Below are 23,817 nucleotides of genomic sequence, written 5' to 3'. Positions count from 1 at the left end.
AAGCGTATAAAACTATCTTTTGTAAATAGTACGAGATGCATCGGTATTATTGCTGACAATGGTTAGGTTTTGATTGTCAAGGTTTTCTATGATGTAAGTCTTGCCTTCAAAAGTGATTAAGTCATGTTGGGCCTGATCAAAGTAACCTATACCTTTTTCAATGGTATAGGAACTATTTCTTATTTCAACATTGTTTTTGTACGTGATTACTCTTCCGTTTGGTGTAAAAACGACTTTTTTGTTAAATCCGATTGTTTTAGGAGTTGCCGTATAAGGATTACTGCTTCCTCCAATCGATTTTTCCCAAATCCAGGTGTTTACAATCGAACCCGAATTCATACCCGTAGATTCTACTGAATAGGCCGATGAAAAGAGACCGCATGCGATGATAAATAAGAAATATTTTTTCATAAATCAGATTATTTTAGACTTGTTATTTTATCCTGAATAGCCTTTTTGAATGCTTTTATTTCGGCACTTTGATCGGCAGTATCTTTGTTGTCGATTGTAATTTTAGTAACCGTTATACCCTGACGCAATTCAAAATATACTCCTCCCTGATCTGCAACGTCCGGTGAACCATACGTTTTAGTTTTTCCTTTTAAAGCTAAAATTTCAGCAGGTACCGATTTTAGGAATAGTGTGTAATCTCCTTTTTTAGTAGTTGCCGTATATCGGTATTGATCGAAATCGTAAGCACCGGCTTTAACGTTTAAGAATTTTTGAATATTAAAATCGTTGATCTGATAGAATTTTTGACAGTCAGCACCTGTACACTGACCGCTGAAACTTCCAATTACGATATTGTCACGGTTGTCTGCTACTTTATTGAACAGTATTGTTTTTGTCGTTTTTGGTATCAAAATGAAATCTGACGGATACGTTGCCCCGGGAGCAACTGTCTCGCCTACTTCAGGTTCTTTTTCGTAGTAATTAACCAGAATCTGACATTTGTTTTGAATAATACTGGTTATTTTAATTTTAAAACCGCCTGTAGGTTTAAGTCCTGAGAAAATACCAACGATCATTTCTTTATTAAAATCGATTGGTGTAATAGTAGCGTTTGGACATGTATTCTCTTTTTTGGTGAAGTAAGCATTCAATCTTTCTTCAGAGGCTGCTAAAAATGCAACAGGATTGGTAGGTAAAGATTTAACACTATAGTTGCATAAAAGTGGTATTCCTGTAAAAGCTAAGTCTTCACTTTCTCCGCAAACCACATTCATATCTTCATTATTAAGGGAGCAGGCACTGAATCCAAAAGCTATAAACAAGCTTAGCATTAATTTTTTCATAACAATATTTTAATAGTTTATAATTAGTAGATGTCTTCTTTTGGAAATGGTTGCGTGATTTTTTTAATTTATTTTAAATAATGATTTAATTTTTCGGGATTAGGGATTCGTGAAATTTCTAATTTAGAATAAAGCACTGCGTATTATTGTGTACTTTTACTTTATATAAAAATGTAATTATGTTTGAATTTCTTCCGTATTTGTTAGCCTTTGTAGCCGCATTATTTTTAGGGATATATTTAGGAAAGACGTTGTTTGCTGCACGATTTCAATCTGAAAGAGTGAGTTTGGAAGAAAGGCTGAATGCCATCACAAATCAATTGCAAATTCAGAAAGAGCAGTTTGAAAACGAAAGAAGAAGTTTCGAAAAACAGCTTCATCTGAGCAGTTCTGAAAAAGAGAATATCCGAACCGAAAAAGACAGTCTCGCGATTCAGCTTTCTAAAAAAGAAGTCGATTTTGAAAACTTGTGGGAACGTCATAAAGAACAAAAGAATGAAGTAAGCGAACTTCAGGAGAAATTTACCAAAGAATTTGAAAACCTGGCGAATAAAATTCTGGAAGAGAAATCGGCAAAGTTTACGGAGCAGAATAGTGAAAATATGAAAAATATCCTGCTGCCTTTGCAGGATAAAATTCAGGGATTTGAAAAAAAGGTAGAGCAAACTCACAAAGAAAGTATTGATTATCATGCTGCTTTGCGTCAGCAGATTTTGGGATTGAGCGAAATGAACGCCCAAATGAGTAAAGAAACTTTGAATTTGACCAAGGCACTGAAAGGTGACAGTAAAATGCAGGGGAACTGGGGTGAATTGGTTCTAGAACGTGTTTTAGAAAAATCTGGTTTAGAAAAAGGAAGAGAATACGAAGTACAGCAAAGTTTTACAAATGCTGAAGGAAATAGAGTTTTGCCCGATGTTGTAATCAATTTACCCGACGGTAAAAAGATGATCGTCGATTCGAAAGTTTCTCTGGTTGCTTATGAAAAATGGATTAACGAAGAATCTGAAATCCTTAAAATTGACTTTCTGAAAGAGCATGTAAACTCTATTAAAAGACATGTCGAGCAGTTGGGAAGCAAAAATTATCATGATTTGTATCAAATCGAAAGTCCGGATTTTGTTTTATTGTTTATCCCGATTGAACCCGCATTCGCGATTGCTTTAAATGAAGATTCGACGCTGTACAATAAAGCATTTGACCGCAATATCGTTATTGTAACTCCTACAACCTTATTGGCGACTTTAAGAACTATTGATAGTATGTGGACCAATCAAAAGCAACAGGAAAATGCTTTTGAAATTGCCAGACAGGCAGGAGCACTTTACGATAAATTTGAAGGCTTTGTTACCGATTTGGTGCGCATTGGAAATAAAATAAAAGACACAAAAACGGAATATGAAAATGCCATGAGCAAGTTGGTAGACGGAAGAGGAAATCTGATTTCAAGTGTTGAGAAATTGAAAAAAATGGGAGCGAAGGCTAAAAAATCACTTCCTGAAAATATTATCACCAGAGCTTCTAATTCAGATGAAAATCAATCTTTAAATTAAAAACGGAGTTTCATCAAGGCAGTTTGAAAAGAAACTTTCCCATTCAAATACAAATAAATAATTATGACCGCAGATTTCAAACACGTTTCTTCATCGAAAATAAGTATATCAGAATTAATGCTGCCTTCACATACTAACTTTAGTGGAAAAATTCACGGAGGGTATATTTTACAGCTGTTAGACCAGATTGCTTTTGCATCGGCCTCAAAATTTAGCGGCAACTATTGCGTGACGGCTTCGGTGGATACTGTAAACTTTTTAAAACCTATTGAGGTTGGAGAATTAGTAACCATGAAAGCATCAGTAAATTATGTAGGAAGAAGTTCTATGATTGTGGGTATTCGTGTAGAAGCAGAAAACATTCAGACCGGAGCTGTCAAACATTGCAACTCTTCTTATTTTACCATGGTGGCCAAAGATAATGAAGGGAAAAGCGTACCGGTTCCGGGGCTTATTTTATCCAATTTAGAGGAGGTGAGACGCTTTAGAAAATGCATCAAACAAATCGAATCTAAAAAAGAAGTTGAAGAACACGCAAGAATGACAGATGTTAATTCTATCGAAGATCTGGCAAGTTTAAATCAGTATAATGTGCTTTTAGAAATTCATTAAGAGATTTGGAATGTAAAATGTGAGATGTGAAACGTCCTTTCAGTGAAAAATTTTGTGTTCCTGTTTTGTTGTTAATTACCCCCAACAGATTAAGTTATTTTACAATTAAATCAAAAAGACAATGGTAAAGTTTGGCTATACAATTCTATATGTTGACGATGTAGAAAAATCAATTTCGTTTTATGAAGCGGCATTTGGGTTTTCAAGAAAATTTGTAACTCCCGAGGCTGATTATGGTGAATTGAGTACAGGTGAAACCACCATTTCGTTTGCTTCAAAAGAATTAGCAGCTCAAAATCTAAAAGACGGCTTCATCGAAAGTAAACAGGAGCAGAAACCTTTTGCAATCGAATTGGGGTTTATAACCGATAATGTCGAAGAATTAGTGAAGAAAGCAATTGCTGCGGGAGCAACACTGGTCAAAGAACCTACTCCAAAACCATGGGGGCAAGTAGTTGCCTATGTACGTGACCCGGATGGGTTTTTGATTGAAATCTGTACACCAGTGCAATAAGATATTGTAAATTTCGGGTGGTATAATCCTTATCAAAATCAGATTCTCCACTGGGTAAAACATTCACAAATATTTAGCAATAAATCGGCAACCGTAATGCTGAAAAAATCGTAACTTTAAGTATAAATGATTGGGTTACTGTTTTTTCACGGAGTACTGCCATTCTATTTTTTAAACTTATCTTAAGTCCAGTTATTTCTCTTCTTAAAAATAGAAAAAGATCGAATGACATAATTGTTTAATGGTTAACGATTATGAAAAAAATTACATTACTTATTTTACTGTTTACATTTTATTCCGCTATGGCCCAGGATAAATTTTTTACCAGTACGGGAACCATAAATTTTGAAGCATCAGTGCCCCTTTTTGAAGATGTAAAAGCTGTAAACAGACAGGTCACAATTATTGTTGAGCCCAAAACGAGTACTTTTATCTGTACCGTTTTTATTAAAGATTTTCGTTTTAAATTAGACCTGATGCAGGAGCATTTTAACGAAAATTATATGGAAAGCCATCGTTATCCGAAAGCTGTTTTTAAAGGAAAAATTCAAAAATTTGATCTCAAAAACATAGACGAAATCGAAAAGCAATATCAAATTAAAGGAAAACTTTCGATGAAGGGAAAATCAAGAGAAATTCTGGTCAATGCACTCATTAAAAAAGTGGGTGACGGAATCCAGATCATTTCCGATTTTCCGATCTTGATTTCTGATTATAATATTGAAATTCCAAACAGAATAGCCGCTAAGATTGCTAAAACGGTGAATACCGAATTAACCGGAATAATCAAAAGTGATGATCCGGTATATCTAACGCTAAAATGACTAATTAAGGCAGTTGACCAGCGCGCCTTCTAAATCGGTAAATTGAAACTCAAATCCTGTCTTTTGGATTTTTTCAGAGGAAACCCTTTGTCCTTTTAAGACAGCCTCGCTCATTTCGCCTAAAACAATTTTAAGAATAAAGGCGGGTACTTTTGGGAGCCAGATTTTGTAACCGTATAAGTTGGCAAGCGTTTTTGAAAAACTAAGGTTCGTAGTATTGTCTGTCACGCAGGCATTGTACGGACCTTTTATCGTTTCATCAGTAAGTGCTTTTAAATAGATCTGACATAAATCGTCAATATGAATCCAGGGAAGGTATTGTTTACCTGTACCCAAAATGGCACCAAAGCCGGCTTTGAAACCAGGTCCCAGTTTTTTGAGAAAACCTTCATTTCTTCCCAAAACAATCCCCGTTCTGATTTTAGCAGTCCGGATTCCTAATGAACTAATTTTATCTACGGCCTGTTCCCATTTCACGCAGGTTGTTCCTAAAAAATCAGTCGCAGGGGACAAGTCTTCTGTACAAATAACAGAACTGGTAACAGCTCCGTAAATTCCAACTGCCGAAGCTGAGATAAAAGCATCGGGAACTTTATTGTTTTTCTTTAAGATCGAGTAAATAAGATCGATGGGCTGTACACGACTTTCTAAAATGATTTTTTTACGTCTTTTAGTCCATCTTTTCTCTACAATTCCTTCACCTGCTAAATGGATAATATAATCAGCCTGAAGAATTGCTTCTTCGTTGATATAATTCGTTTTTAAGTTCCATTTATAATAAGTGATTAATGAGGTGTTTTCTCGTGCGCTACGGCTCAAAATTGATACCGTAAAACCACTGTCAGTGAGTAGATCGGTAAGTTGTTTTCCAACAAATCCAGTGCCTCCGGTTAATAAAACATTTTTTGCCATGATAGTTTATAATATATTTAACAGTGCATTTTGTTTAAGGCAAAGTAAAGGTACTTAAACATTCCTTACCTTTAAGGCAAATTCTAAATTTTAATGAAATGGCAACTAAAAATAAGGCTATCACAAGAGAGGATATCGTTTCAAAATACATGGATGAAGTTTTAGAAAAGGGGCAAAAACCAAAATCGGTTTATCATTTTGCAAAAGAAAATGGTCTTACGGAAGCGGAGTTTTATACTTTTTTTGGAACATTAGAAGGTTTAGAAAAAGAAATATTCAGATTGTTTTTTGCGAATACAGTTGATTTGCTGCACAAAAATGCAGATTATCAGGAGTATGATATGAAAAACAAGATATTAAGTTTCTATTATACTTTTTTTGAGATTTTAACGGCCAACAGAAGTTATGTGCTGCAGTCTCTTAAAATAGACAGGAATCCCCTTAAAAATTTAGTACAGCTGACTTCGCTTCGCGAGGCGTTTAAAGAATATGTTTCGGAAATATTGACTGACGATTACAGACTGGAACAGGAGAAATTTCAAAAATTTCAGGAAAAAGCTCTTCAGGAATCGGCCTGGCTGCAATTAATGATGACCATAAAATTCTGGATGGAGGATTCTTCGGCGGCATTTGAAAAAACGGATATTTTTATCGAAAAATCGGTTAATGCATCTTTCGAATTGATGAATGTAGCCCCAATGAATCATTTAATTGATTTTGGAAAATTTCTGTTTAAAGAAAAAATATACAGTAAGTAATGAAAACGATCGATTATATACCTACCTCAAAAATAGAAAGAGCCAGTAAATTAGTCCAAACCGGTGCAAAGATCGGAGTCAACTATATCAAGCATTATGCGGAGAAGATGGTAAACTCAGATTTGACCCGTGATAAGTTGAATGAAAACAATGCGGAAGATATTTACGACGGACTTAAAAGTTTGAAAGGAAGCGCTCTTAAAGTGGCTCAAATGCTGAGCATGGACAAGAACTTTCTGCCTCAGGCTTATGTAGAGAAATTTTCATTATCGCAGTTTTCAGTTCCGCCGCTTTCGGCACCTCTGGTTTTGAAAACGTTTAAAACCAATTTCGGAAAAACACCCTATGAAATCTTTGATGAATTCAATGCCAATTCTGTCAATGCGGCTAGTATTGGTCAGGTACATTTGGCGGTTAAAGACGGTAAAAAATTAGCCGTTAAAATTCAATATCCGGGTGTCGCCAACAGTATTTCGTCAGATTTAGCACTGGTAAAACCCATTGCGATCAGAATGTTCAATTTGCAGGGAAAAGATTCTGATAAATACTTTAAAGAAGTCGAAGATAAACTGATTGAAGAAACCAATTATTTATTGGAACTTCAACAAAGTCAGGAAGTGGTACAGGCCTGCAGCAAAATCGAAAACATACTTTTTCCGAATTATTATCCTGAGTTTTCGTCAGAGAAAATCATTACTATGGACTGGATGAGCGGTCTGCATCTTTCGGAGTTTACCGCTAAAAATACAGATCAGGCAGTGGGTGACCAATTGGGTCAGGCGCTTTGGGATTTTTATATGTACCAGATTCATGTTTTAAGAAAAGTGCATGCCGATCCGCATCCGGGAAATTTTCTGGTGGATGAAAACAATCAGTTAATTGCATTGGATTTTGGCTGTATGAAACAAATTCCGGATGATTTTTATGTACCTTACTTTGAATTGATCAATAAAAATGTAATCACAGACGAAACACTTTTCAATCAGAAATTATTTGAACTGGAAATCCTTCGTCCTGATGATTCGGCTTCTGAGATTACCTATTTTACCGAAATGTTTCATGATTTATTGTCTCTTTTTACTCAGCCTTTTCAGAAGGAGACTTTCGATTTTTCAGACGAGACTTTCTTTGACAATATTGCTAAATTAGGAGAGCGCTTTACCAATGATACGAATCTCAAAAAAATGAATGGGAATAGAGGTTCCAAGCATTTTATTTACATGAACAGAACTTTCTTCGGATTGTACAATCTGATGTTTGATTTGAAAGCGAAGATTGTTGTGGAAAATTATGTGAAATATTAAGATAGAGTTTCAGGTTTCAGGTTTTATTGCAACGTGAAACCTGAAACCTGAAAAAAAAACTATTTCAAAATCCCTTTTTTATAAGTTTCAATCGCGCGATCTCGTGCAAACGCATGATCTACCATCGGTTCGTTATAGCCCAAATCAAATTCCGGAATCCATTTGCGGATGTAGATTCCTTTTTCGTCAAACTTCTTTTGTTGAATTTCGGGATTGAAAACTCTGAAATAAGGTGCGGCATCACAGCCTGTTCCTGCTGCCCACTGCCAGTTGCCTACATTGGAAGCCAATTCGAAATCCAATAATTTTTCAGCAAAATAAGCTTCACCCCATTGCCAGTTGATGAGTAAATGTTTGCATAAAAAACTCGCCACCACCATACGAACCCGATTGTGCATATACCCCGTTTCGTTCAGCTGACGCATTCCGGCATCGACCATTGGGTAACCCGTAGTTCCTGTACACCAGCGTTTAAAATCTTCTTCGTTATTGCGCCATTGAATGCCGTCGTAAGCCGATTTAAAATTATGATTCACAACTTTTGGAAAGCTGAATAGAATCTGGATGAAGAATTCTCTCCAAATCAGTTCGCTTAAAAAGGTTTGGTTTTTTCGATTGGCCCAATTAACCAGTTTACGAATGCTAACCGTTCCAAAACGCAAATGTGGTGAAAGGTAGGAAGTACTGTCTTCAGCAGGAAAATCACGTGTTTCTTTATAATTAGAAATTTGACTAAGATCCGGAGGGAGTACTTTTATAGGGCTTTTTTCAAAACCAATTTCGGCTAATTCCGGAAAAGTAAATTGATTTTTACTGAAGTTTTCATAACCAATTTTGGTGTCAAATTCCGGAGCCTGTCCTGAAAGATGGTATTTTTCCAGCCACTTGTTTTTGTAGGGTGTATAAACGGTGTAAGGAAGTCCGTCCGCTTTTGTAATTTCTTTTTCTTCAAAAATCACATGATCTTTGAATGAGGTAGCTGTGATATGGTGTTGTGCTAATAATTGCTGAATAGCAGCATCCCGTTTGATGGCAAAAGGTTCGTAGTCTTTATTGAAAAAAACCTGCTGAATGTCAAATTCCGTTCTAAGTGATTCCCAAACCTTACTTGTAGTTCCTTTTTTAATCAGAAGTGAAGAACCAATTGCTTTTAGCTGCTCGTTTATCTTTTGAAGTGACTCAAAAATAAACTGAACGCGTGCGTCATTTTTGGGTAGATTCTCCAGAATTTCATCGTCAAAAATAAATAGCGGAATTACCGGAAAATCCGATTGCAGGGCATGGAACAGTCCGGTATTGTCTTCTAAACGCAAATCGCGTCGGAACCAGAATAAGGAAACTTTTTGTTTTGTCATTGTATGATGTGCAGCTTGATTTTTTATCAAAGCCAAAAGATTTATTTAAGCCTTAGAATTGAATAGCTCTTCGATTTTATTGTAGCGATAATCAAAAATAGTTTTGAGTTTATTTTTAACAATAAGTGTGTTCATGATTCTGCCCAGATACCCCAATGGTAAAGCGTAGTGCACCACATCAACCATTTTTGTTCCGGTTGCTGTGGGCTCGAAAAAGTGCTTGTGATGCCATAAAGCGTAAGGGCCAAATCGTTGTTCATCGACAAAGTATTGGTTCTCTTTTGAAACCGTGATGATGGTCATCCAGTTGATTTTAATACCCAAAAGAGGTTTTAAAGTATAGGTGATAATTTGTCCGGGATACATACGTTTGTTGTCAAAATCCTGAATTTCGAAACTCATATTGTCCAGTGTTATCGTTTGGAGATTTTTTGGACTTGAAAAAAAATCCCAGCATTCTTCAACAGTAGCGTTTACATGCTGTACGGTTTCTATTTTGTATACTTTCATAAAATTAGGTTTAATTTTAACTCGTTGAATGCAATTTATTTAAACACATAGAGACATAGATTTAGCTATCTAAAAAAGGCGTTCCACTTATTTTTAAAAACACCTTAGCTATGTGAGAGAAAAATAGTTCTTTTTGTATTCTTTTTACATTAAAACTATGTTTCTATGTGTTGAATTTTATTTGTTTACACCCGATGGGTTAAATTTTATAATATTTAAAAGGAACAAACAACATTCCGAAACATTCCCCGTCTTCTTTGCCTAAGTGCTTGTGGTGTATTTTATGTGCTTTTCGCAAGCCAATCAGGTATTTGTTTTTGGTATTTTTAAACCATTTAAAACGCTGATGAATCAAAACATCGTGAATCAAAAAATAACAAGCGCCATAGAGTGTTACGCCACAGGCAATAAAAAACAAGTAGTTGAATCCGCCCTCAACACCAAAATAAAATAGAATAATGCTGGGGATGGCAAATAGGACAAAGAAAATATCGTTGCGTTCAAAAGTGTTTTCGTATTTGGGTTGGTGGTGATCCGCATGAAAATACCACATCAGCCCGTGCATGATGTACTTGTGTGTAAACCAGGTAACACATTCCATGAATAAAAAAACACCTAAAAAAATTAAAAAAGAAATCATTTTGTATGTTTTGAATTTATGTTTTAGCTTGTAAAAGTTAATTTTCGCTGTATTAGAAATTGATTTTAAACTAACTTTAATTTGTAGGTTACAAAAGACTGTGCTAAAAGTCCGGCTTTGGTATAATTAGAAACTCTGATTCTCGAATTTCCAATTTCGTAATAAGGAGTGTTCTTAAGCTTCTGAAGCAGTTTTCGGTAATAAATGTAAGCGGTATAAACACCAAATTTAGCGTCGATAGGCAGTTTTACAATGCCCTGAAAAGCGATTCTGAAATCTTCTTCGATTTCAGCAATAATACTGGTTTTAGCTTCTTCGTCAAAAGAGTTTAAATCAATTCCCGGAAAGTAATTTCGGTTTAAGACCAAATTGTCTTCTTTTAGGTCTCTCAGGAAATTAACCTTCTGAAAGGCCGATCCCAATCGCATGGCTTCATTTTTGAGCTGTACGTATTTTTGTTCGTTTCCTTTTACAAAAACCTTGAGACACATTAAACCAACTACATCTGCCGATCCGTAAATGTAATCTTCATATTCCGTATGGGTAGGATAACTTGACTTCACAAGATCGAGCTTCATACTTTTTAAAAAGGCCTGAATCAGATCATCCGTGATGTTATACTGCTTTACAGTATGCTGAAAGGAGTTAAGAATAGGGTTAAGACTGATACCCGTTTGCATCGCTTTGTAATATTCTTTTTCAAAATCATTGATGAGGTTCTCTTTTTCAAAGTCATGAAAAGAATCGACAATCTCGTCAGCAAAACGCACAAATCCGTAAATGCTGTAAATCGCATCACGAATACCCGGTGACAGCATTTTAACGGCCAGAGAAAATGAGGTGCTGTAACTCTGAGTAACCAGTTTGCTGCATTTGAAAGAAACAGTGTCGAATAGTGATTTCATTGGTTAAGATCTAAAAGATTTCTGAATTAACTCAGCTGCCAATTTTCCTGAAATTAAAGCAGGCGGAACACCGGGACCGGGAACGGTTAATTGTCCCGTAAAATATAAATTACGAACTTTTTTACTTTTTAGTTTGGGTCTGAGAAAAGCGGTTTGCAATAATGTATTGGCCATTCCGTAAGCATTGCCTTTAAAGGCATTGTAATCGTCAACAAAATCGTTCTTACAAAATGATCTCTTAAATATAATGCTATTTTTTATTTGTTGATCGGTTAATTGTTCAAATCTGGAGATTATTTTTTCGAAATAGACTTCACGAAGTTGTTCGTTGTCTTGTATTCCGGGAGCTAACGGAATGAGGAAAAATCCGCTTTCCATTCCTTCCGGAGCAGCGGTTGCATCTGTTTTAGAGGGGAAATTGGCATAAAACAAAGGTTGTTCGGGCCATTTCGGATCGTCGTAGATGTCGGCTGCATGTTGGTTAAAATCAACGTCAAAAAACAAAGAGTGATGTGTGACGTTGGCTATCTTTTTATTGAATCCCACAAAAAAGAGAAGAGAAGAAGGAGCAAAAGTCCGGCTCTCCCAATATTTTTCTGAATAAGCGCGGTGTTCAGTATCCAGCAAAGTTTCTGTGTGATGATAGTCGGCACCACTCAAAATAATATCCGCTTCTATCGTTTTTCCGTCTATTAAAAGTCCTGTGGCTTTTTTGTCTTTAACGATAATCTTTTCAATAGGAGAGTTGGTTTTAAACGTAACTCCTAATTCCAATGCCAGTTTTTCGATGCCGCGTACGACATCGTACATTCCGGTTTTAGGATGCCAGGTTCCTAAGCCAAAATCGGCATAATTCATAAAGTTGTAAAAAGACGGGGTTTTTGTTGGTTTTGCACCTAAAAACAAAACGGGAAACTCCAGTATCTGGATGAGTTTTTGATTCTTAAACTGCTTTCGGATATCGGCGCTAACAGTACTGATAAACTGATTGAGTTTGAAAGCTGTTTCGACTGTGATTAATTCCAGTGCCGAAACTCCGGGACGATAGACTAAATCTTTGATGGCAATGTCATAATTGCTTTTGGCGTGATTGATGAATTTTTGAAGTTTCTCACCACTTCCTGTTTCGATCTCTTCAAAAGTGTTTTTTATTTCTTCTAAATTGTCATAAATACTAATGAAGTCATTCAAACCAAAATACACCCGGTAAGCCGGATTCAGTTTGATGAGTTCATAATAATCGGAAGAGTTTTTGTTGAAATCCTGAAAAAAACGTTCGAAAACATCCGGCATCCAATACCAGCTTGGTCCCATGTCGAAAGTAAAGCCTCCTTTTTTAAATTGTCTGGCTCTGCCTCCAATAGTTTCGTTTTTCTCATAAATAGTTACCGTATTACCTTGCTGTGCGAGATAACATGAAGCGGCTAGAGAAGAAAAGCCTGAACCTATTATTGCTATAGTTTTTTTCATTTGTTTAACAAATATACAAAAACTTTAAACAAAAATATTACAGCATACTGATTGTTTCGTCCATAGAATCAAAAACGCGTATTCTTTCTGATAAAATTTTCTGATCGATATGTTCGACCATGTTTCCCATAAGCCAAATCTCGTTGTTCTTTTGAAGCAGCTTTTGTCCCATCGATTTGACATATTGGTTGATTACATTGCGATCCGGTTGAACCGTCATGAAAGATACAAAGGTAATGTTCTCGAAATGTTTGGTTAAATCTTGCAAGTTTTCAATAGGCATGCTTTCGCCCAGATAAATGGTTTTGTATCCTTTTAATAAAATCTCGTACTGCAAATAAAGTAAGCCTATTTTATGAATTTCATTTAAAGGAAGAGAAAGTACAAAAATTCGATCAGTTTTCGTGGGTTTTAGAATCTGCAGGCTTTCGGTATAAATTAATATCTTCTGTTTGATCAGATGGCTCATAAAATGCTCGTTCGCCGGAGTTATGGTTTCGGATTGCCATAGTAAACCTAATTCTTTTAACAGGGGAAGAAAATTGTCTTTGAAAACTTCTCGAAATGATTTTTCAGAAATAAGCCAGTCGAAAGTATTGAAGAAGATTTCCTGATCAAAATTCATCATTGCCATTTTGAACGAAGTGATGGCGTAATTTTGTGAGTTTTTCTTTGAGATGATTTCGCGAACTAATTGTGGAATTTTTTCTTCAGGATAGGTCGCTATTTTAGATATTTTATAACCGTATTCGTGTAATAATGTGATGTTTAAAAGTTTCTGAAGATTCTGCAGATTATAAAGCCTGATGTTGGTGTCAGTACGCATGGGTTCTAAGATATTGTATCTTTTTTCCCAGATGCGAATGGTATGTGCTTTTATTCCGGATAAGTTTTCAAGATCTTTTATGCTGAAAACAGTTTTAATATTGTTTATCATTTTTCGCTAATTGGTGAACAAAAATAGAATAAAATCTCAAATTACCTTTATAACTTGGCTGAAATCCACAGGTTACGAGAGATTTACAGATTGGTAATGGTTTAATTTGTCTAAATGAAGGATCGTTTTGGAGCCATCCTTACTTCTGTTATACATGGTCTCAAATTTAGCGCCATAAATTACTTCATCAAAAGTATAAGAAGTTCTTGCAGCTACAGTATTGCTGTACATATCGTCGAAAGTGGTAATAAAAACCAATATTTCGCCATGTACTTTTTTAAAATCTTCTTCTGTAAAATTATAGAGAGGGCTGTTTTCTGTAATGGGGTGTACCAATGTCCAGCTTAAAGAAAGAGCATTTATGCGTTCCAGTTCAAGGTCTAAGTTGTAGAATTTATTGGTTTTTTGGCCATTTTCCTCCAAACCTAATCCCAGAGTCATTCTGGCGGTAGCATCCGTAAAATTGGTGTTTTTAAAAGGAACAAGACGCACCATGAGGCCTCTCTTGTCCTGGTAAGGTGAAATTAAAGCATGATCGGCAAACTTTAAAAAAGCGGTTGGTTTGCTAAATCTTCCAAAGAATAAACCGGTGGCTATGGCAAAGCTCAGTAATCCAATCAAAGCTTCGGCGGCAGAAAGAGCACTCGTTAAAAATCCGGTAGGGCTAATATGTCCGTATCCTACAGTCGTAAAAGTCTGCGCACTAAAAAAGTAAGCCTGTCCGAATTGAATTAGTATGCCCTCTGATTGCTTAATTCCGTCAAGATGTTCAATTCCGATGGCATAATAAGCAAGTGCAAAAATGAAATTGATGCCAATATAAAACGTGAAAAGGATAAACATGAATTTCCAGTTGGGCATATCGATCATGGTATGGTACCAGCTGATGCGACGAAGTACATGCATTCCTCTTTTTTCGATGTTAGGAGTTCCGTTTTTGTTCACAAAACGATTTCCGTAGCTGTTTGCATTTGATCCGAAACCGGAATTAATATCGGGTTGAGCTTTCTGGTTTATTTTTTTGAGAAGCGCCATTACAGATTGGTTTAAACAACAAATGTAAAAATATCTGCGAGATCAGGAAATGGGCTGTAAAGAAAAAGCAATCTGTGAGTTGGAACTCTACAGATTGCTTTTGTATGTATTGCTTTAAGATTTTACTCTATTTGCAAAAAGTTGATTTGTTTTTGATTGCGCTTTGGCTGCCTAATTCTATTGCTTTTGTGAAGTCTTTGCAGGCATTTTTCTGATCTCCGATTTTGTTATAAGCCAAACCTCTCAGGTTGTAAGCGATATAATCTTTTGGATTTAAGCCCAGAGATGAGGTGCAGTCCGCAACCGTTTCTTTAAAGTTTGTTAATTTGTAGTTTACGTTTGCTCTTCCGGTATAGGCGTCGGCATTCATGCTGTCTAAATCGATGGTTTTGCTAAAATCAGCAAGGGCACCTTTAAGATCATTGAGTTTTAGTTTTGCAACACCGCGATTTTGATAGGCCTCTACAAATTTAGAATTCATGCTGATGGCTTTTGTGTAATCGGCGATCGCTCCTTTTGTATTGCCGGCTTCAGCTTTTTTAAGGGCTTTATCAAAATAGCCGGTTGCAGATTGTGCCCAGGTAGAGCAGGTGATCATAATAAATGATACTAATAGAAATTTTTTCATAAACCAATTTGGGATTAGTTAGTAGGTTAATAATTCAGGAAACGAATTTAATGAAGTTTTGTTTTGTAAGAGAAGTACTTTTGTCAAATATTTATTATTTTTTTTCGAAGAGAAGTAGAGCTATTTTATTCCGATTGCTTCTTGCTTAAAAAAGGATTGGTGTTTAACCTCCAGATGGCACCAATCTGGAAGTTTCCCGAAGACAAACCAATGTTATTTTTGTTGTTGTCAGAGAAAGCGGAGAATGTAGAATTATTTAAATATGACAGACCAAGTGACCATCTCTCTTTGTTATAGCCCAAAGCTATTCTGGGGAAAAATGTGGGGTAAATTTCGATTTTTTGTTTTCCGAAGTCATTTATTCTTTCGGTGCCAACGTTTGCGCCTACGGTCACTGATCCGCTGGTAAACCATCTTTTGCTAATTGCCCAGGTGTAGGCATAGCCTCCGCTAATTCCAAATTGAAAATTACGCAGTGAATTTTTAGATTTATGTACAAAAGAACTGTCAGAACCTATTTTCGAAAAATAAACGCCTCCGCCCACCAAGAAGCTTCCGGCCGATTTTAATTGTCTTTCGTTTTGAACAAAGGCGGCTTTATAGGAGAATTTCTTGTTGTTAAAAACATATTGTCCAAAAGCGCCATATTGCTGGATTTTTAAATCAGGGTACAGTTGTATGTTTTTATCAGCATCATCAGCAGTATAGAAACCATGATATTTTTGAATGAAAAGATCAATTATGAATTTTCTTCCATAGTTATGAATTTGAAAATCGAGTGCTTTGGTTCTTCCTTTTTCCTTGTCTTTCAGAAAGCTTAGTCCGTAACCGTAACTAAAGTCGATTATAGTATTTTTTACAGAAACACCAAAACCTAAGCTCATAGGGGTATTGGGCATGAATCTTTTCATATCTCCTTCTGTTTCCTGTTGCAGTGAAATGAATTTCATAGACAAATAGGTTCTTACGGAAGCCTTATTCTCAAAAGGTTTGATGTAAGATGTGTCAATCTGGGCAGTGCCGAAATACGGAAAAACAAAAATAAGCAGCAGTGAAAAATAGAATTTCATTAGATTCTCGGAAAGTAGATAATTAAGGTTGTGCTTTTTTTTAATTTGTTTTTGGTTGTGTTGATGTGTTTGTAGTTCAAAGATATTTAAAACATTCTATCTTTTATTAAGTTTTCTGGCTTCACATCGGGATTTGTTGATTTCAAGGTTGTAATGTTGAAAGGCTTTAAATGATTGTAAACTTTTGGTTTAATCTGTCGTTATATAGGCTAACGTTTTAAGGTAAGAGCTGGAAATAAAAAAAAGGTCAAGTAAATTAATACTTGACCTCTTTGGTGACCCGACTGGGGCTCGAACCCAGGACCCCATCATTAAAAGTGATGTGCTCTACCGACTGAGCTATCGAGTCATTGCTTTCAGGAAAATTTTATTGTGAATCACAGTTTGTGACCCGACTGGGGCTCGAACCCAGGACCCCATCATTAAAAGTGATGTGCTCTACCGACTGAGCTATCGAGTCATATTCTTTTCTTGAACGCGGGTGCAAATATAAGAAGTTATTTTGGATATATCCTACCTTATTTCAAGTAAAATTTAATAAAGAATTAATGTGCTGAAACAGAGGTTGTAAATAAAAAAAAGGTAAATTACAATTTGCGTAATTTACCTTTTTTAGTGACCATGGAGGGATTTGAACCCTCACGCCCTTACGAGCACCACCCCCTCAAGATGGCGAGTCTACCGTTTCTCCACATGGCCGAAAATTAAAAAAGGTCAAGTAAATTAATACTCGACCTTTTGTGACCCGACTGGGGCTCGAACCCAGGACCCCATCATTAAAAGTGATGTGCTCTACCGACTGAGCTATCGAGTCTTTGCTGTCAAGAAACTTGTATTGTGAGTCACAATTTGTGACCCGACTGGGGCTCGAACCCAGGACCCCATCATTAAAAGTGATGTGCTCTACCGACTGAGCTATCGAGTCATGTTCGTTTCTTGAACGCGGGTGCAAATATAAGAAGTTTTTTTTATTATTTCCAAGCTTATTTATTATAAATTTGTCTTTTTTTAAGTAAAATTTACAACCTCTTAGTTTATAAGGTATTATTAAAATGAAAAAAATTATATTGTTAGGTTATATGGGGTGCGGGAAGTCAACGATTGCCCAAAATATGTCAAAAATTACAAATATTCCGTTTCTGGATTTGGACAAATGTATCGAAGACAGAGCCAATTTATCAATAAATGAGATTTTCGAGAAACATGGAGAGATTTATTTTAGAAAACTGGAACATGAAATGTTTGTAGAATTACTCCAGTCTCCTGGAAAAAGTGTAATAGGTTTAGGAGGAGGGACACCTTGTTATGCCAATAACCACGAATTATTAAAAGGAGAAGATGTTATTTCAATCTATTTAAAGGCTTCTATTGAAACTTTATATGGAAGATTGGTACATAATAAAAGTAAACGTCCTTTGATTGCTGAGATGAGTGAAGAGGAAATGAAAGAATTTATCGCGAAACATTTGTTCGACAGGAGCTTTTATTACAACCAGGCTCAATATAAGGTTACGGTTGATGATAAAACTGTCGAAGAAACGGTTCAGGATATCTTAGCTATTTTAGCTTAAAAAAGCATAGTTGTCGCCGTTATCGTCAAAAACAACCTGTACGTGCTCTAATAAGGAAGTAGATAAAGAGATTCCTTTGAAATCGGCTTTTACCGGATACTTCTTGTGATTTCTGTCAACCAATACTGCTGTTTTGAATTTCTTAAGCGGAACATCCAGGAAATGACGAACAGCATATATTAAAGTAGTACCGGAATTTAAAACGTCGTCTACTAGTACGAGACCTTTATTTTCGTACTCTTCTTTGGTTAATGATGTGTGTATAGGTAATTGCGGATTTTGTTTGTCGATTTTAACTTCGCAAAGGGAGACCTTAAGAGTTGAAATACTTGCTAAAGATAAAGCAAGCTTTTGAGCAAAAACAGAACCATTTGAAGCGATTCCCGCAATTACAACTTCATCTTCATCAACAAAAGTTTCGTATATCTGATAAGCGATACGCTTTATTTTGTGTTCGATTTCCTGATTGGTTAAAATGATATTTTTGCTCATGATTTATTTTTTTTGCTAATATAATTAATTTAAATTCCAATATGAAAAATCCAAATTCCAATTTTGATAATGGAATTTTATGATTTTATCTGTTTGAAATTTTTAGGAATGTAAGTTTTGGAATTTGGGATTTAAAAAATTGGAATTTAAACGTCTTCTTCCTCATCAAATATTTCGTTGCCGTATTCGTCAATATCACGACGGTCTTTTTTGGTAGGCCTTCCGGTACCGCTTTTGCGATAATGTTCTTTTGATAGTTTTAGTAATTCCAGATGAGCATACGCTTCAGGCGGAGTTTCGTTTTTTCGGTATATATCAACCAGTTTTGCTCCAACACGGCTTTCGGGGATATCAAGTACAGTTATAATTTGTGTAATCTGATCCTTTCTAAAAGTAATTCTGTCAGTTGGAAAAACTTCTTTGGATGGTTTGGCAACCTGCCCATTTACAGTGATATGGTTCTTTTTGCAGGCCTCCGTAACCATGTTTCTGGTCTTGTAATATCGTACACACCAGAGGTATTTATCTATTCTCATAATTTTTCTAAAATCGAAGTTAAAATCTTTACAAAAATAAATCAATATTGTATCTTGCGCACCTAAAAAATTAACAATAATGAATAAATTTAAATATTATTTTATTTTATTGCTTGCAGGTATTTCGTTTGTTTCTTGTAGTAAAAAGGATGATGATGAGGTGGTGGTTACTCCGTTAAGAGATTATGCTACGCAATATAAAGCTGATAATGATTCTATTGTCAAATATTTAAAGACAAATTATATCATTGTTACGAATAGTCCGGGTAATCCTCAGGATCAGGATGTAGTAATAAAGAAAATAGTTCCCGGTGACGGAAATGTTTCCATTTGGGATCAGAAAACGTATGTTTTAGATACAAGAGACGTATATAGTAATGATGTTACTTATAAAGTCTATTATTTAACCTTGAGAAAAGGAGTTGGTAGTTCTCCAACAAATACAGATAAAATTGTAGCTTCTTATTCTGGTAATTTATTGAATGGGACAGTTTTTGATACTTCTAACAATAATCAGGTAGTTTTTAACTTGTTTCCATATGCGGTTGAAAAGACAGTAATTGAAGGCTGGTCAGAGATTTTTCCGAAGTTTAAAACGGGTACTTCAAGTACAGATAACAATGGAGTTATTACCTATAGTGGTTTTGGTGCAGGAGTAATGTTTTTGCCTTCAGGACTGGCGTATTATGGAGATGTTAAAGATGCTATTCCTGCATATTCTCCAATAGTTTTTAGTTTTAAATTATACGATCTTCAAAGAATGGATAACGAGGTTACTACTTCAGCAAATGGTGACAGACTTGTAGTTGGAGATGGTATTCCGGATTATTTAGAAGATCTTAATGGCGATGGTTATTTGTATGATTTTGGTATCAATAAAACAAAATATCCAAATCCTCCAGCCGGATTAGCAGATGATACAGATGGTGACGGAATTTCAGACTTCCTTGATCTGGACGATGATGGAGACGGTTTTACAACCCGATATGAAATCACAAAACCAGCTACTGAGGTAGGGATCGTAAATGGAATTAATTACGGTGCCAGTAAATATTACCCTTGGGAGCCAACTGTAGATAATCCTCTGACTCCAAATGTTGATGAAACAGAACCGAGAGGTATTCCCAGAAGGCCAACAGGAGCGCTTACTGATCCTAGTAAGCCGGAATCGTATACAAATTCCAGGAAATTTATAGAAGCAGATTATACAGACAAGCCAAGATTAAAGATTCATTTGGATAAAACGTACCCTTTTAAACAGAACTAATTTTTAGCTTGTATAAAAGATAAAACCTCGAAAGTGATTTCGAGGTTTTTTTATGACTTGAAAGACGATGCTTTTTATCTGCTTAATCAGGGAATTGAAGATTTGTTTTCAATCAGATTTTGCAGATTCGGCAGATTTTTGCTTAAAAAATATAAATCAGTTTTGATATTTGGTCTGAATCTCTGTGAAAATATATTTGAAATAAAAGCGTATTACAAAGTGTTGTAAACTTTAATTTCAATAGATACAGAGTCTTTTTTGTGCTATACAGATTTAGAAAGAGACATTACGAGTTTCAAAAAATAAAATCTACTGAATCTGCAAAATCTGCGTGAAGTAAAAAGAAATTTTATAAAGATGGAGGTAAGATGAAATATGTTCTAATTCTCTCTTAAGGAGAGGTCTTAAAATGAAAGACCCCGAAAATTGCTTTTCGGGGTCTTTTTATAAAGTAAGAAAATGAAATAATTATTTTCTTTTGATTACTCTTTCTACAGCTTCAACGATCGCCTGATTGTTTAATTTGTATTTTTCCATTAGCTGCTCCGGAGTTCCGGATTCACCAAAACTGTCATTAACGGCTACAAATTCCTGTGGTGCAGGATTGTTTAGGGCTAATACTCTTGAAACGCTTTCTCCAAGACCTCCAAGAATGTTGTGCTCTTCAGCAGTTACAATGCATTTTGTTTTAGCTAATGATTTTAGAATAGCTTCTTCGTCAAGAGGTTTAATGGTGTGGATGTTGATTACTTCAGCAGAGATCCCTTTTGCTTCAAGAGCTTCAGCAGCGATAAGAGCTTCCCAAACTAAGTGTCCTGTTGCAACGATAGTTACATCAGTTCCTTCGTTTAATAAAATGGCTTTTCCAATTACGAAAGGCTCATCAGCAGGAGTGAAGTTAGGTACTACCGGACGACCGAAACGTAAGTAAGCCGGTCCGTGGTGATCTGCTAATGCTAAAGTAGCTGCTTTAGTCTGATTGTAATCACAAGTATTGATTACAGTCATTCCTGGCAACATTTTCATTAATCCGATATCTTCAAGAATTTGGTGTGTTGCTCCGTCTTCACCTAGTGTTAAACCGGCGTGAGAAGCACAAATTTTTACGTTTTTGTCAGAATAAGCAACTGATTGACGGATTTGGTCATAAACTCTTCCTGTAGAGAAGTTGGCGAAAGTTCCTGTAAAAGGAATTTTTCCTCCAATAGTTAAACCTGCAGCGATTCCAATCATGTTCGCTTCAGCGATTCCGATTTGAAAGAAACGTTCCGGGTGGTTTTTTTTGAAATCATCAAATTTTAATGATCCAATTAAATCAGCACATAATGCCACAACATTTTCGTTTTTTTGACCTAGTTCAGTCATTCCCGCTCCAAAACCCGAACGAGTATCTTTACTTCCTGTATTTGTATATTTTTTCATTTTTGTTTTTTTGCTGTACGCAATAGGCTGTGGGCAATAGGCGTAAAGCTTACTGCTTAAAGCTTAAAGCTGTTTTTAATAGTCTGCTAAAGTTGATGTATTTTGAGCCAGAGCACTTGCCAACTGATCGTTGTTTGGTGCTTTACCATGCCATGCATGTGTGTGCATCATAAAATCAACTCCGTTACCCATTTCTGTATATAGCAAAATACAAACTGGCTTTCCTTTTCCGGTTCTTGATTTTGCATCGTTTAAACCTGCAATAATAGCTTCGATATTGTTTCCTTCTTTAATTTCAAGAACGTCCCAGTCAAAAGCTTCAAATTTTGCACGAAGGCTTCCCATTGCTAAAACTTCGTCAGTTGTTCCGTCAATTTGTTTTCCGTTAACGTCTACAGTTGCAATAAGGTTGTCTACTTTTTTGGCAGAAGCATACATGATCGCTTCCCAGTTTTGACCTTCCTGTAATTCACCGTCTCCGTGTAAGCTGTAAATTAAATGATTGTCTTTGTTTAGTTTTTTTGCTTCAGCAGCACCAATAGCTACAGATAAACCTTGTCCTAATGAACCAGAAGCCATGCGAATTCCAGGTAATCCTTCATGAGTGGTTGGATGTCCTTGCAAACGAGAGTTTAGTAATCTGAAAGTGGCAAGTTCTGAAACAGGGAAATAACCGCTACGTGCTAATACGCTATAAAAAACAGGAGAAATATGTCCGTTTGAAAGGAAGAAAATGTCTTCTCCAATTCCGTTCATATCAAAACCTTCTTTGCGTTCCATAATGTTTTGGTAAAGTGTTACCAAAAATTCAGTACAACCTAATGAACCACCTGGGTGACCTGAGTTGACAGCATGTACCATTCGAAGAATGTCTCTTCTTACTTGGATAGTTAAATCGCTTAATTGTTGTGTGTTAGGCTTCATTTTATGTGTAAAAGTTAAACTGGTGCAAAAGTAATTTTTATTTTGCGGGGAGACAAATGATTTTTCGCTTTAGTTTCCGGTAAAAACGAAAATTTCGCCTTTTTTTGACCAAATATTGCGAAAAGCTGATTGTTTTGGGTTTATGAAATCAAAAAGACCTGTGATCTGAATTTGTAAGGTCATTTTTTTTGCGGTCAGGATCTTTCTGAGAGTTGGAAAAATAATTGACTAATTGCCGAATTTTCTAATTTATAGAATTGATCCAATCTCTCGCCAGGTTACCAGTTGAATGTTATTTTCTTTCAGTTTTGCACCGCATTCTTCACTGGTAAAAAAGTCAAAGTCGATTTGTCGCCAAACTGAACCAAAATTAGGGTGATTTAGAGTGATACCCTGCATTTCGAAATCGTCAAAAGCGGGATGAAGAAGAAATACATTCAAACCTGGGATAGCATTGTCCAACGCCTTGGAGTATGAATCTCTTAATTCTCCTTTTTCAAAGTCCGAAAAATATCCAATCAATAAATGATCGGCAAGAAGAATGTCTTCAAAATTGTATTTTTCGGAAGATAAACTGATGGATTCAACAAATTGTTTGTTGATAAAAACCGGAAGATTGTACTGTCTTCCAAGTTCTGTATAAATTTCTAAAATTTCGGGAGTTACACCGACGTTGCACATGTGTGAATCAAGATGAGTAGGCTGTATTCCGAATTGGAGAGCTTTTTCGATTTGAGCAGTAAGTTCTTTCCTGATTTCAGGAAGTTTGGCATTGTTTTTAAAATCAGTTCTGTTTTTGTAGAAATGACCATTCTGATCTGTTAAACTTGAAACCTCAGAAAGCGGAAGAACCGGACCAAATTTGTAATTCTCCCATTCGCAGGTTAATGTGAGGTGAATGCCACAATCGTATTGCGGATTGTCTTTGGCAAAATTAGCCATTTCGTAAAACCATGGACAGGGTACCATTATGCTGTAAGAGTTTACAAAGCCATTTTGCAGCGTTTTTATGGTTGCCTGATTTTCAGAATGTGATAATCCGGCATCATCAGCATGTATAATTAATAGTTTGGTGTTTTCAGGATATCCAAGTTTTTGTGCTAGGTTCATTTTTTATTGTCTTTTTGTAGAGAGGAGATTAAGAGGCTTTTCTATTTTATCAAATTTAGACTTTTTTTTATGATAAATTGGTAATATGGTTTCAAGTTTCAGGTTTCTTTCGCGTTAAAAATAAAGTTATCTAAAATTCCAGCAATCTAACAATCCAGTAATCCAAGAATCTA

General features: G+C 35.7%; 25 protein-coding genes and 5 tRNA genes. 8 read left to right on the top strand and 22 right to left on the bottom strand.

Going from position 1 to position 23,817, the window contains the following annotated elements; translation table 11 throughout:
• Positions 1-12: 12 nt before the first annotated feature.
• Positions 13-411 carry a hypothetical protein gene (locus tag ACAM30_RS03690; protein WP_369617288.1) on the bottom strand — a complete coding sequence of 133 codons (399 nt, stop codon included), beginning with the start codon at positions 409-411 and terminating at the stop codon, positions 13-15.
• Between the two features lie 8 nt (positions 412-419).
• Positions 420-1,295: a protease complex subunit PrcB family protein gene (locus ACAM30_RS03685; protein ID WP_369617287.1), complete on the bottom strand. Its 876-nt coding sequence runs from the start codon at positions 1,293-1,295 to the stop codon at positions 420-422.
• A 179-nt stretch (positions 1,296-1,474) separates the two neighbouring features.
• On the opposite strand from ACAM30_RS03685, the gene rmuC reads away from it, so the two are divergent.
• The 4 genes from rmuC to ACAM30_RS03665 all read left to right on the top strand — a co-directional run bounded on the left by rmuC (position 1,475) and on the right by ACAM30_RS03665 (position 4,798).
• Complete coding sequence (gene rmuC / locus ACAM30_RS03680) at positions 1,475-2,848, top strand: DNA recombination protein RmuC (RefSeq protein ID WP_369617286.1); 1,374 nt, start codon at positions 1,475-1,477, stop codon at positions 2,846-2,848.
• 63 nt (positions 2,849-2,911) lie between these two features.
• Entirely contained in the window at positions 2,912-3,460 is a 549-nt protein-coding gene (locus ACAM30_RS03675; RefSeq protein WP_369617285.1) for an acyl-CoA thioesterase, read from the top strand.
• Between the two features lie 121 nt (positions 3,461-3,581).
• Entirely contained in the window at positions 3,582-3,974 is a 393-nt protein-coding gene (locus tag ACAM30_RS03670) for a VOC family protein (protein WP_369617284.1), read from the top strand.
• A 254-nt stretch (positions 3,975-4,228) separates the two neighbouring features.
• Complete coding sequence (locus ACAM30_RS03665) at positions 4,229-4,798, top strand: YceI family protein (protein ID WP_369617283.1); 570 nt, start codon at positions 4,229-4,231, stop codon at positions 4,796-4,798.
• On the opposite strand, the gene ACAM30_RS03660 is transcribed toward ACAM30_RS03665, so the two are convergent.
• Positions 4,799-5,710, bottom strand: coding sequence for a TIGR01777 family oxidoreductase (locus tag ACAM30_RS03660; protein WP_369617282.1), 912 nt, complete (start codon positions 5,708-5,710; stop codon positions 4,799-4,801). It lies immediately after the preceding gene.
• A 98-nt stretch (positions 5,711-5,808) separates the two neighbouring features.
• Between ACAM30_RS03660 and ACAM30_RS03655 the strand changes: the two genes are divergently transcribed.
• Complete coding sequence (locus ACAM30_RS03655) at positions 5,809-6,468, top strand: TetR/AcrR family transcriptional regulator (protein WP_369617281.1); 660 nt, start codon at positions 5,809-5,811, stop codon at positions 6,466-6,468.
• The gene (locus ACAM30_RS03650) at positions 6,468-7,772 is read left to right on the top strand and encodes an ABC1 kinase family protein (protein ID WP_369617280.1); all 1,305 of its coding nucleotides are present in this window, start codon (positions 6,468-6,470) and stop codon (positions 7,770-7,772) included. The genes ACAM30_RS03655 and ACAM30_RS03650 overlap by 1 nt, the downstream gene beginning before the upstream one ends.
• 59 nt (positions 7,773-7,831) lie before the next feature.
• Here ACAM30_RS03650 and ACAM30_RS03645 read toward each other — a convergent pair whose 3' ends face one another.
• From ACAM30_RS03645 to ACAM30_RS03580, 14 genes are all read right to left on the bottom strand, one after another.
• The gene (locus ACAM30_RS03645) at positions 7,832-9,127 is read right to left on the bottom strand and encodes a deoxyribodipyrimidine photo-lyase (RefSeq protein WP_369617279.1); all 1,296 of its coding nucleotides are present in this window, start codon (positions 9,125-9,127) and stop codon (positions 7,832-7,834) included.
• Between the two features lie 45 nt (positions 9,128-9,172).
• Positions 9,173-9,637: a hypothetical protein gene (locus ACAM30_RS03640; protein WP_369617278.1), complete on the bottom strand. Its 465-nt coding sequence runs from the start codon at positions 9,635-9,637 to the stop codon at positions 9,173-9,175.
• A gap of 199 nt (positions 9,638-9,836) precedes the next feature.
• Entirely contained in the window at positions 9,837-10,277 is a 441-nt protein-coding gene (locus ACAM30_RS03635; RefSeq protein ID WP_369617277.1) for a carotene hydroxylase, read from the bottom strand.
• Between the two features lie 65 nt (positions 10,278-10,342).
• Positions 10,343-11,182 (bottom strand): phytoene/squalene synthase family protein, encoded by an 840-nt coding sequence (locus ACAM30_RS03630; RefSeq protein ID WP_369617276.1) that lies wholly within the window; start codon positions 11,180-11,182, stop codon positions 10,343-10,345.
• Positions 11,183-11,185: 3 nt separating this feature from the next.
• Positions 11,186-12,652 (bottom strand): phytoene desaturase family protein, encoded by a 1,467-nt coding sequence (locus tag ACAM30_RS03625; protein WP_369617275.1) that lies wholly within the window; start codon positions 12,650-12,652, stop codon positions 11,186-11,188.
• A 37-nt stretch (positions 12,653-12,689) separates the two neighbouring features.
• Complete coding sequence (locus tag ACAM30_RS03620) at positions 12,690-13,589, bottom strand: MerR family transcriptional regulator (RefSeq protein WP_017498457.1); 900 nt, start codon at positions 13,587-13,589, stop codon at positions 12,690-12,692.
• Between the two features lie 72 nt (positions 13,590-13,661).
• Complete coding sequence (locus ACAM30_RS03615) at positions 13,662-14,624, bottom strand: ion channel (protein WP_369617274.1); 963 nt, start codon at positions 14,622-14,624, stop codon at positions 13,662-13,664.
• 127 nt (positions 14,625-14,751) lie between these two features.
• A complete protein-coding gene (locus ACAM30_RS03610; RefSeq protein ID WP_369617273.1) occupies positions 14,752-15,252 on the bottom strand; it encodes a tetratricopeptide repeat protein in 501 nt (166 codons plus the stop codon).
• Positions 15,253-15,377: 125 nt separating this feature from the next.
• Positions 15,378-16,322: a DUF4421 family protein gene (locus ACAM30_RS03605; protein WP_369617272.1), complete on the bottom strand. Its 945-nt coding sequence runs from the start codon at positions 16,320-16,322 to the stop codon at positions 15,378-15,380.
• A 273-nt stretch (positions 16,323-16,595) separates the two neighbouring features.
• Positions 16,596-16,671: transfer RNA gene (locus ACAM30_RS03600), tRNA-Lys, on the bottom strand.
• Positions 16,672-16,709: 38 nt separating this feature from the next.
• Positions 16,710-16,782 (bottom strand) — tRNA-Lys (locus ACAM30_RS03595).
• Positions 16,783-16,938: 156 nt separating this feature from the next.
• Positions 16,939-17,021: transfer RNA gene (locus ACAM30_RS03590), tRNA-Leu, on the bottom strand.
• 42 nt (positions 17,022-17,063) lie between these two features.
• Positions 17,064-17,136: transfer RNA gene (locus ACAM30_RS03585), tRNA-Lys, on the bottom strand.
• A gap of 38 nt (positions 17,137-17,174) precedes the next feature.
• Positions 17,175-17,247: transfer RNA gene (locus ACAM30_RS03580), tRNA-Lys, on the bottom strand.
• A gap of 127 nt (positions 17,248-17,374) precedes the next feature.
• Between ACAM30_RS03580 and ACAM30_RS03575 the strand changes: the two genes are divergently transcribed.
• Positions 17,375-17,893 (top strand): shikimate kinase, encoded by a 519-nt coding sequence (locus ACAM30_RS03575; protein WP_369617271.1) that lies wholly within the window; start codon positions 17,375-17,377, stop codon positions 17,891-17,893.
• On the opposite strand, the gene ACAM30_RS03570 is transcribed toward ACAM30_RS03575, so the two are convergent.
• The gene (locus tag ACAM30_RS03570; protein ID WP_369617270.1) at positions 17,885-18,385 is read right to left on the bottom strand and encodes a phosphoribosyltransferase family protein; all 501 of its coding nucleotides are present in this window, start codon (positions 18,383-18,385) and stop codon (positions 17,885-17,887) included. The two genes, ACAM30_RS03575 and ACAM30_RS03570, sit on opposite strands and share 9 nt — an antisense overlap.
• A gap of 146 nt (positions 18,386-18,531) precedes the next feature.
• Positions 18,532-18,921 (bottom strand): RNA-binding S4 domain-containing protein, encoded by a 390-nt coding sequence (locus ACAM30_RS03565; RefSeq protein WP_017498451.1) that lies wholly within the window; start codon positions 18,919-18,921, stop codon positions 18,532-18,534.
• 79 nt (positions 18,922-19,000) lie between these two features.
• Between ACAM30_RS03565 and ACAM30_RS03560 the strand changes: the two genes are divergently transcribed.
• Positions 19,001-20,188: an FKBP-type peptidyl-prolyl cis-trans isomerase gene (locus ACAM30_RS03560; RefSeq protein WP_369617269.1), complete on the top strand. Its 1,188-nt coding sequence runs from the start codon at positions 19,001-19,003 to the stop codon at positions 20,186-20,188.
• A gap of 468 nt (positions 20,189-20,656) precedes the next feature.
• Here ACAM30_RS03560 and ACAM30_RS03555 read toward each other — a convergent pair whose 3' ends face one another.
• The 3 genes from ACAM30_RS03555 to ACAM30_RS03545 all read right to left on the bottom strand — a co-directional run bounded on the left by ACAM30_RS03555 (position 20,657) and on the right by ACAM30_RS03545 (position 23,644).
• On the bottom strand, positions 20,657-21,610 hold the full coding sequence (locus ACAM30_RS03555; RefSeq protein ID WP_039120506.1) for a transketolase family protein: 954 nt from the start codon (positions 21,608-21,610) through the stop codon (positions 20,657-20,659).
• Between the two features lie 75 nt (positions 21,611-21,685).
• Positions 21,686-22,534, bottom strand: a complete 849-nt coding sequence (locus ACAM30_RS03550) for a transketolase (protein ID WP_369617268.1) — start codon at positions 22,532-22,534, stop codon at positions 21,686-21,688.
• Positions 22,535-22,783: 249 nt separating this feature from the next.
• Positions 22,784-23,644 (bottom strand): polysaccharide deacetylase family protein, encoded by an 861-nt coding sequence (locus tag ACAM30_RS03545; protein WP_369617267.1) that lies wholly within the window; start codon positions 23,642-23,644, stop codon positions 22,784-22,786.
• Between the last annotated feature and the right edge of the window lie 173 nt (positions 23,645-23,817).

Origin of the sequence: Flavobacterium sp. CFS9 (assembly GCF_041154745.1) — a bacterium.
Classification (GTDB): Bacteria; Bacteroidota; Bacteroidia; order Flavobacteriales; family Flavobacteriaceae; genus Flavobacterium.
This window is presented reverse-complemented; position numbering and strand designations above follow the sequence as displayed.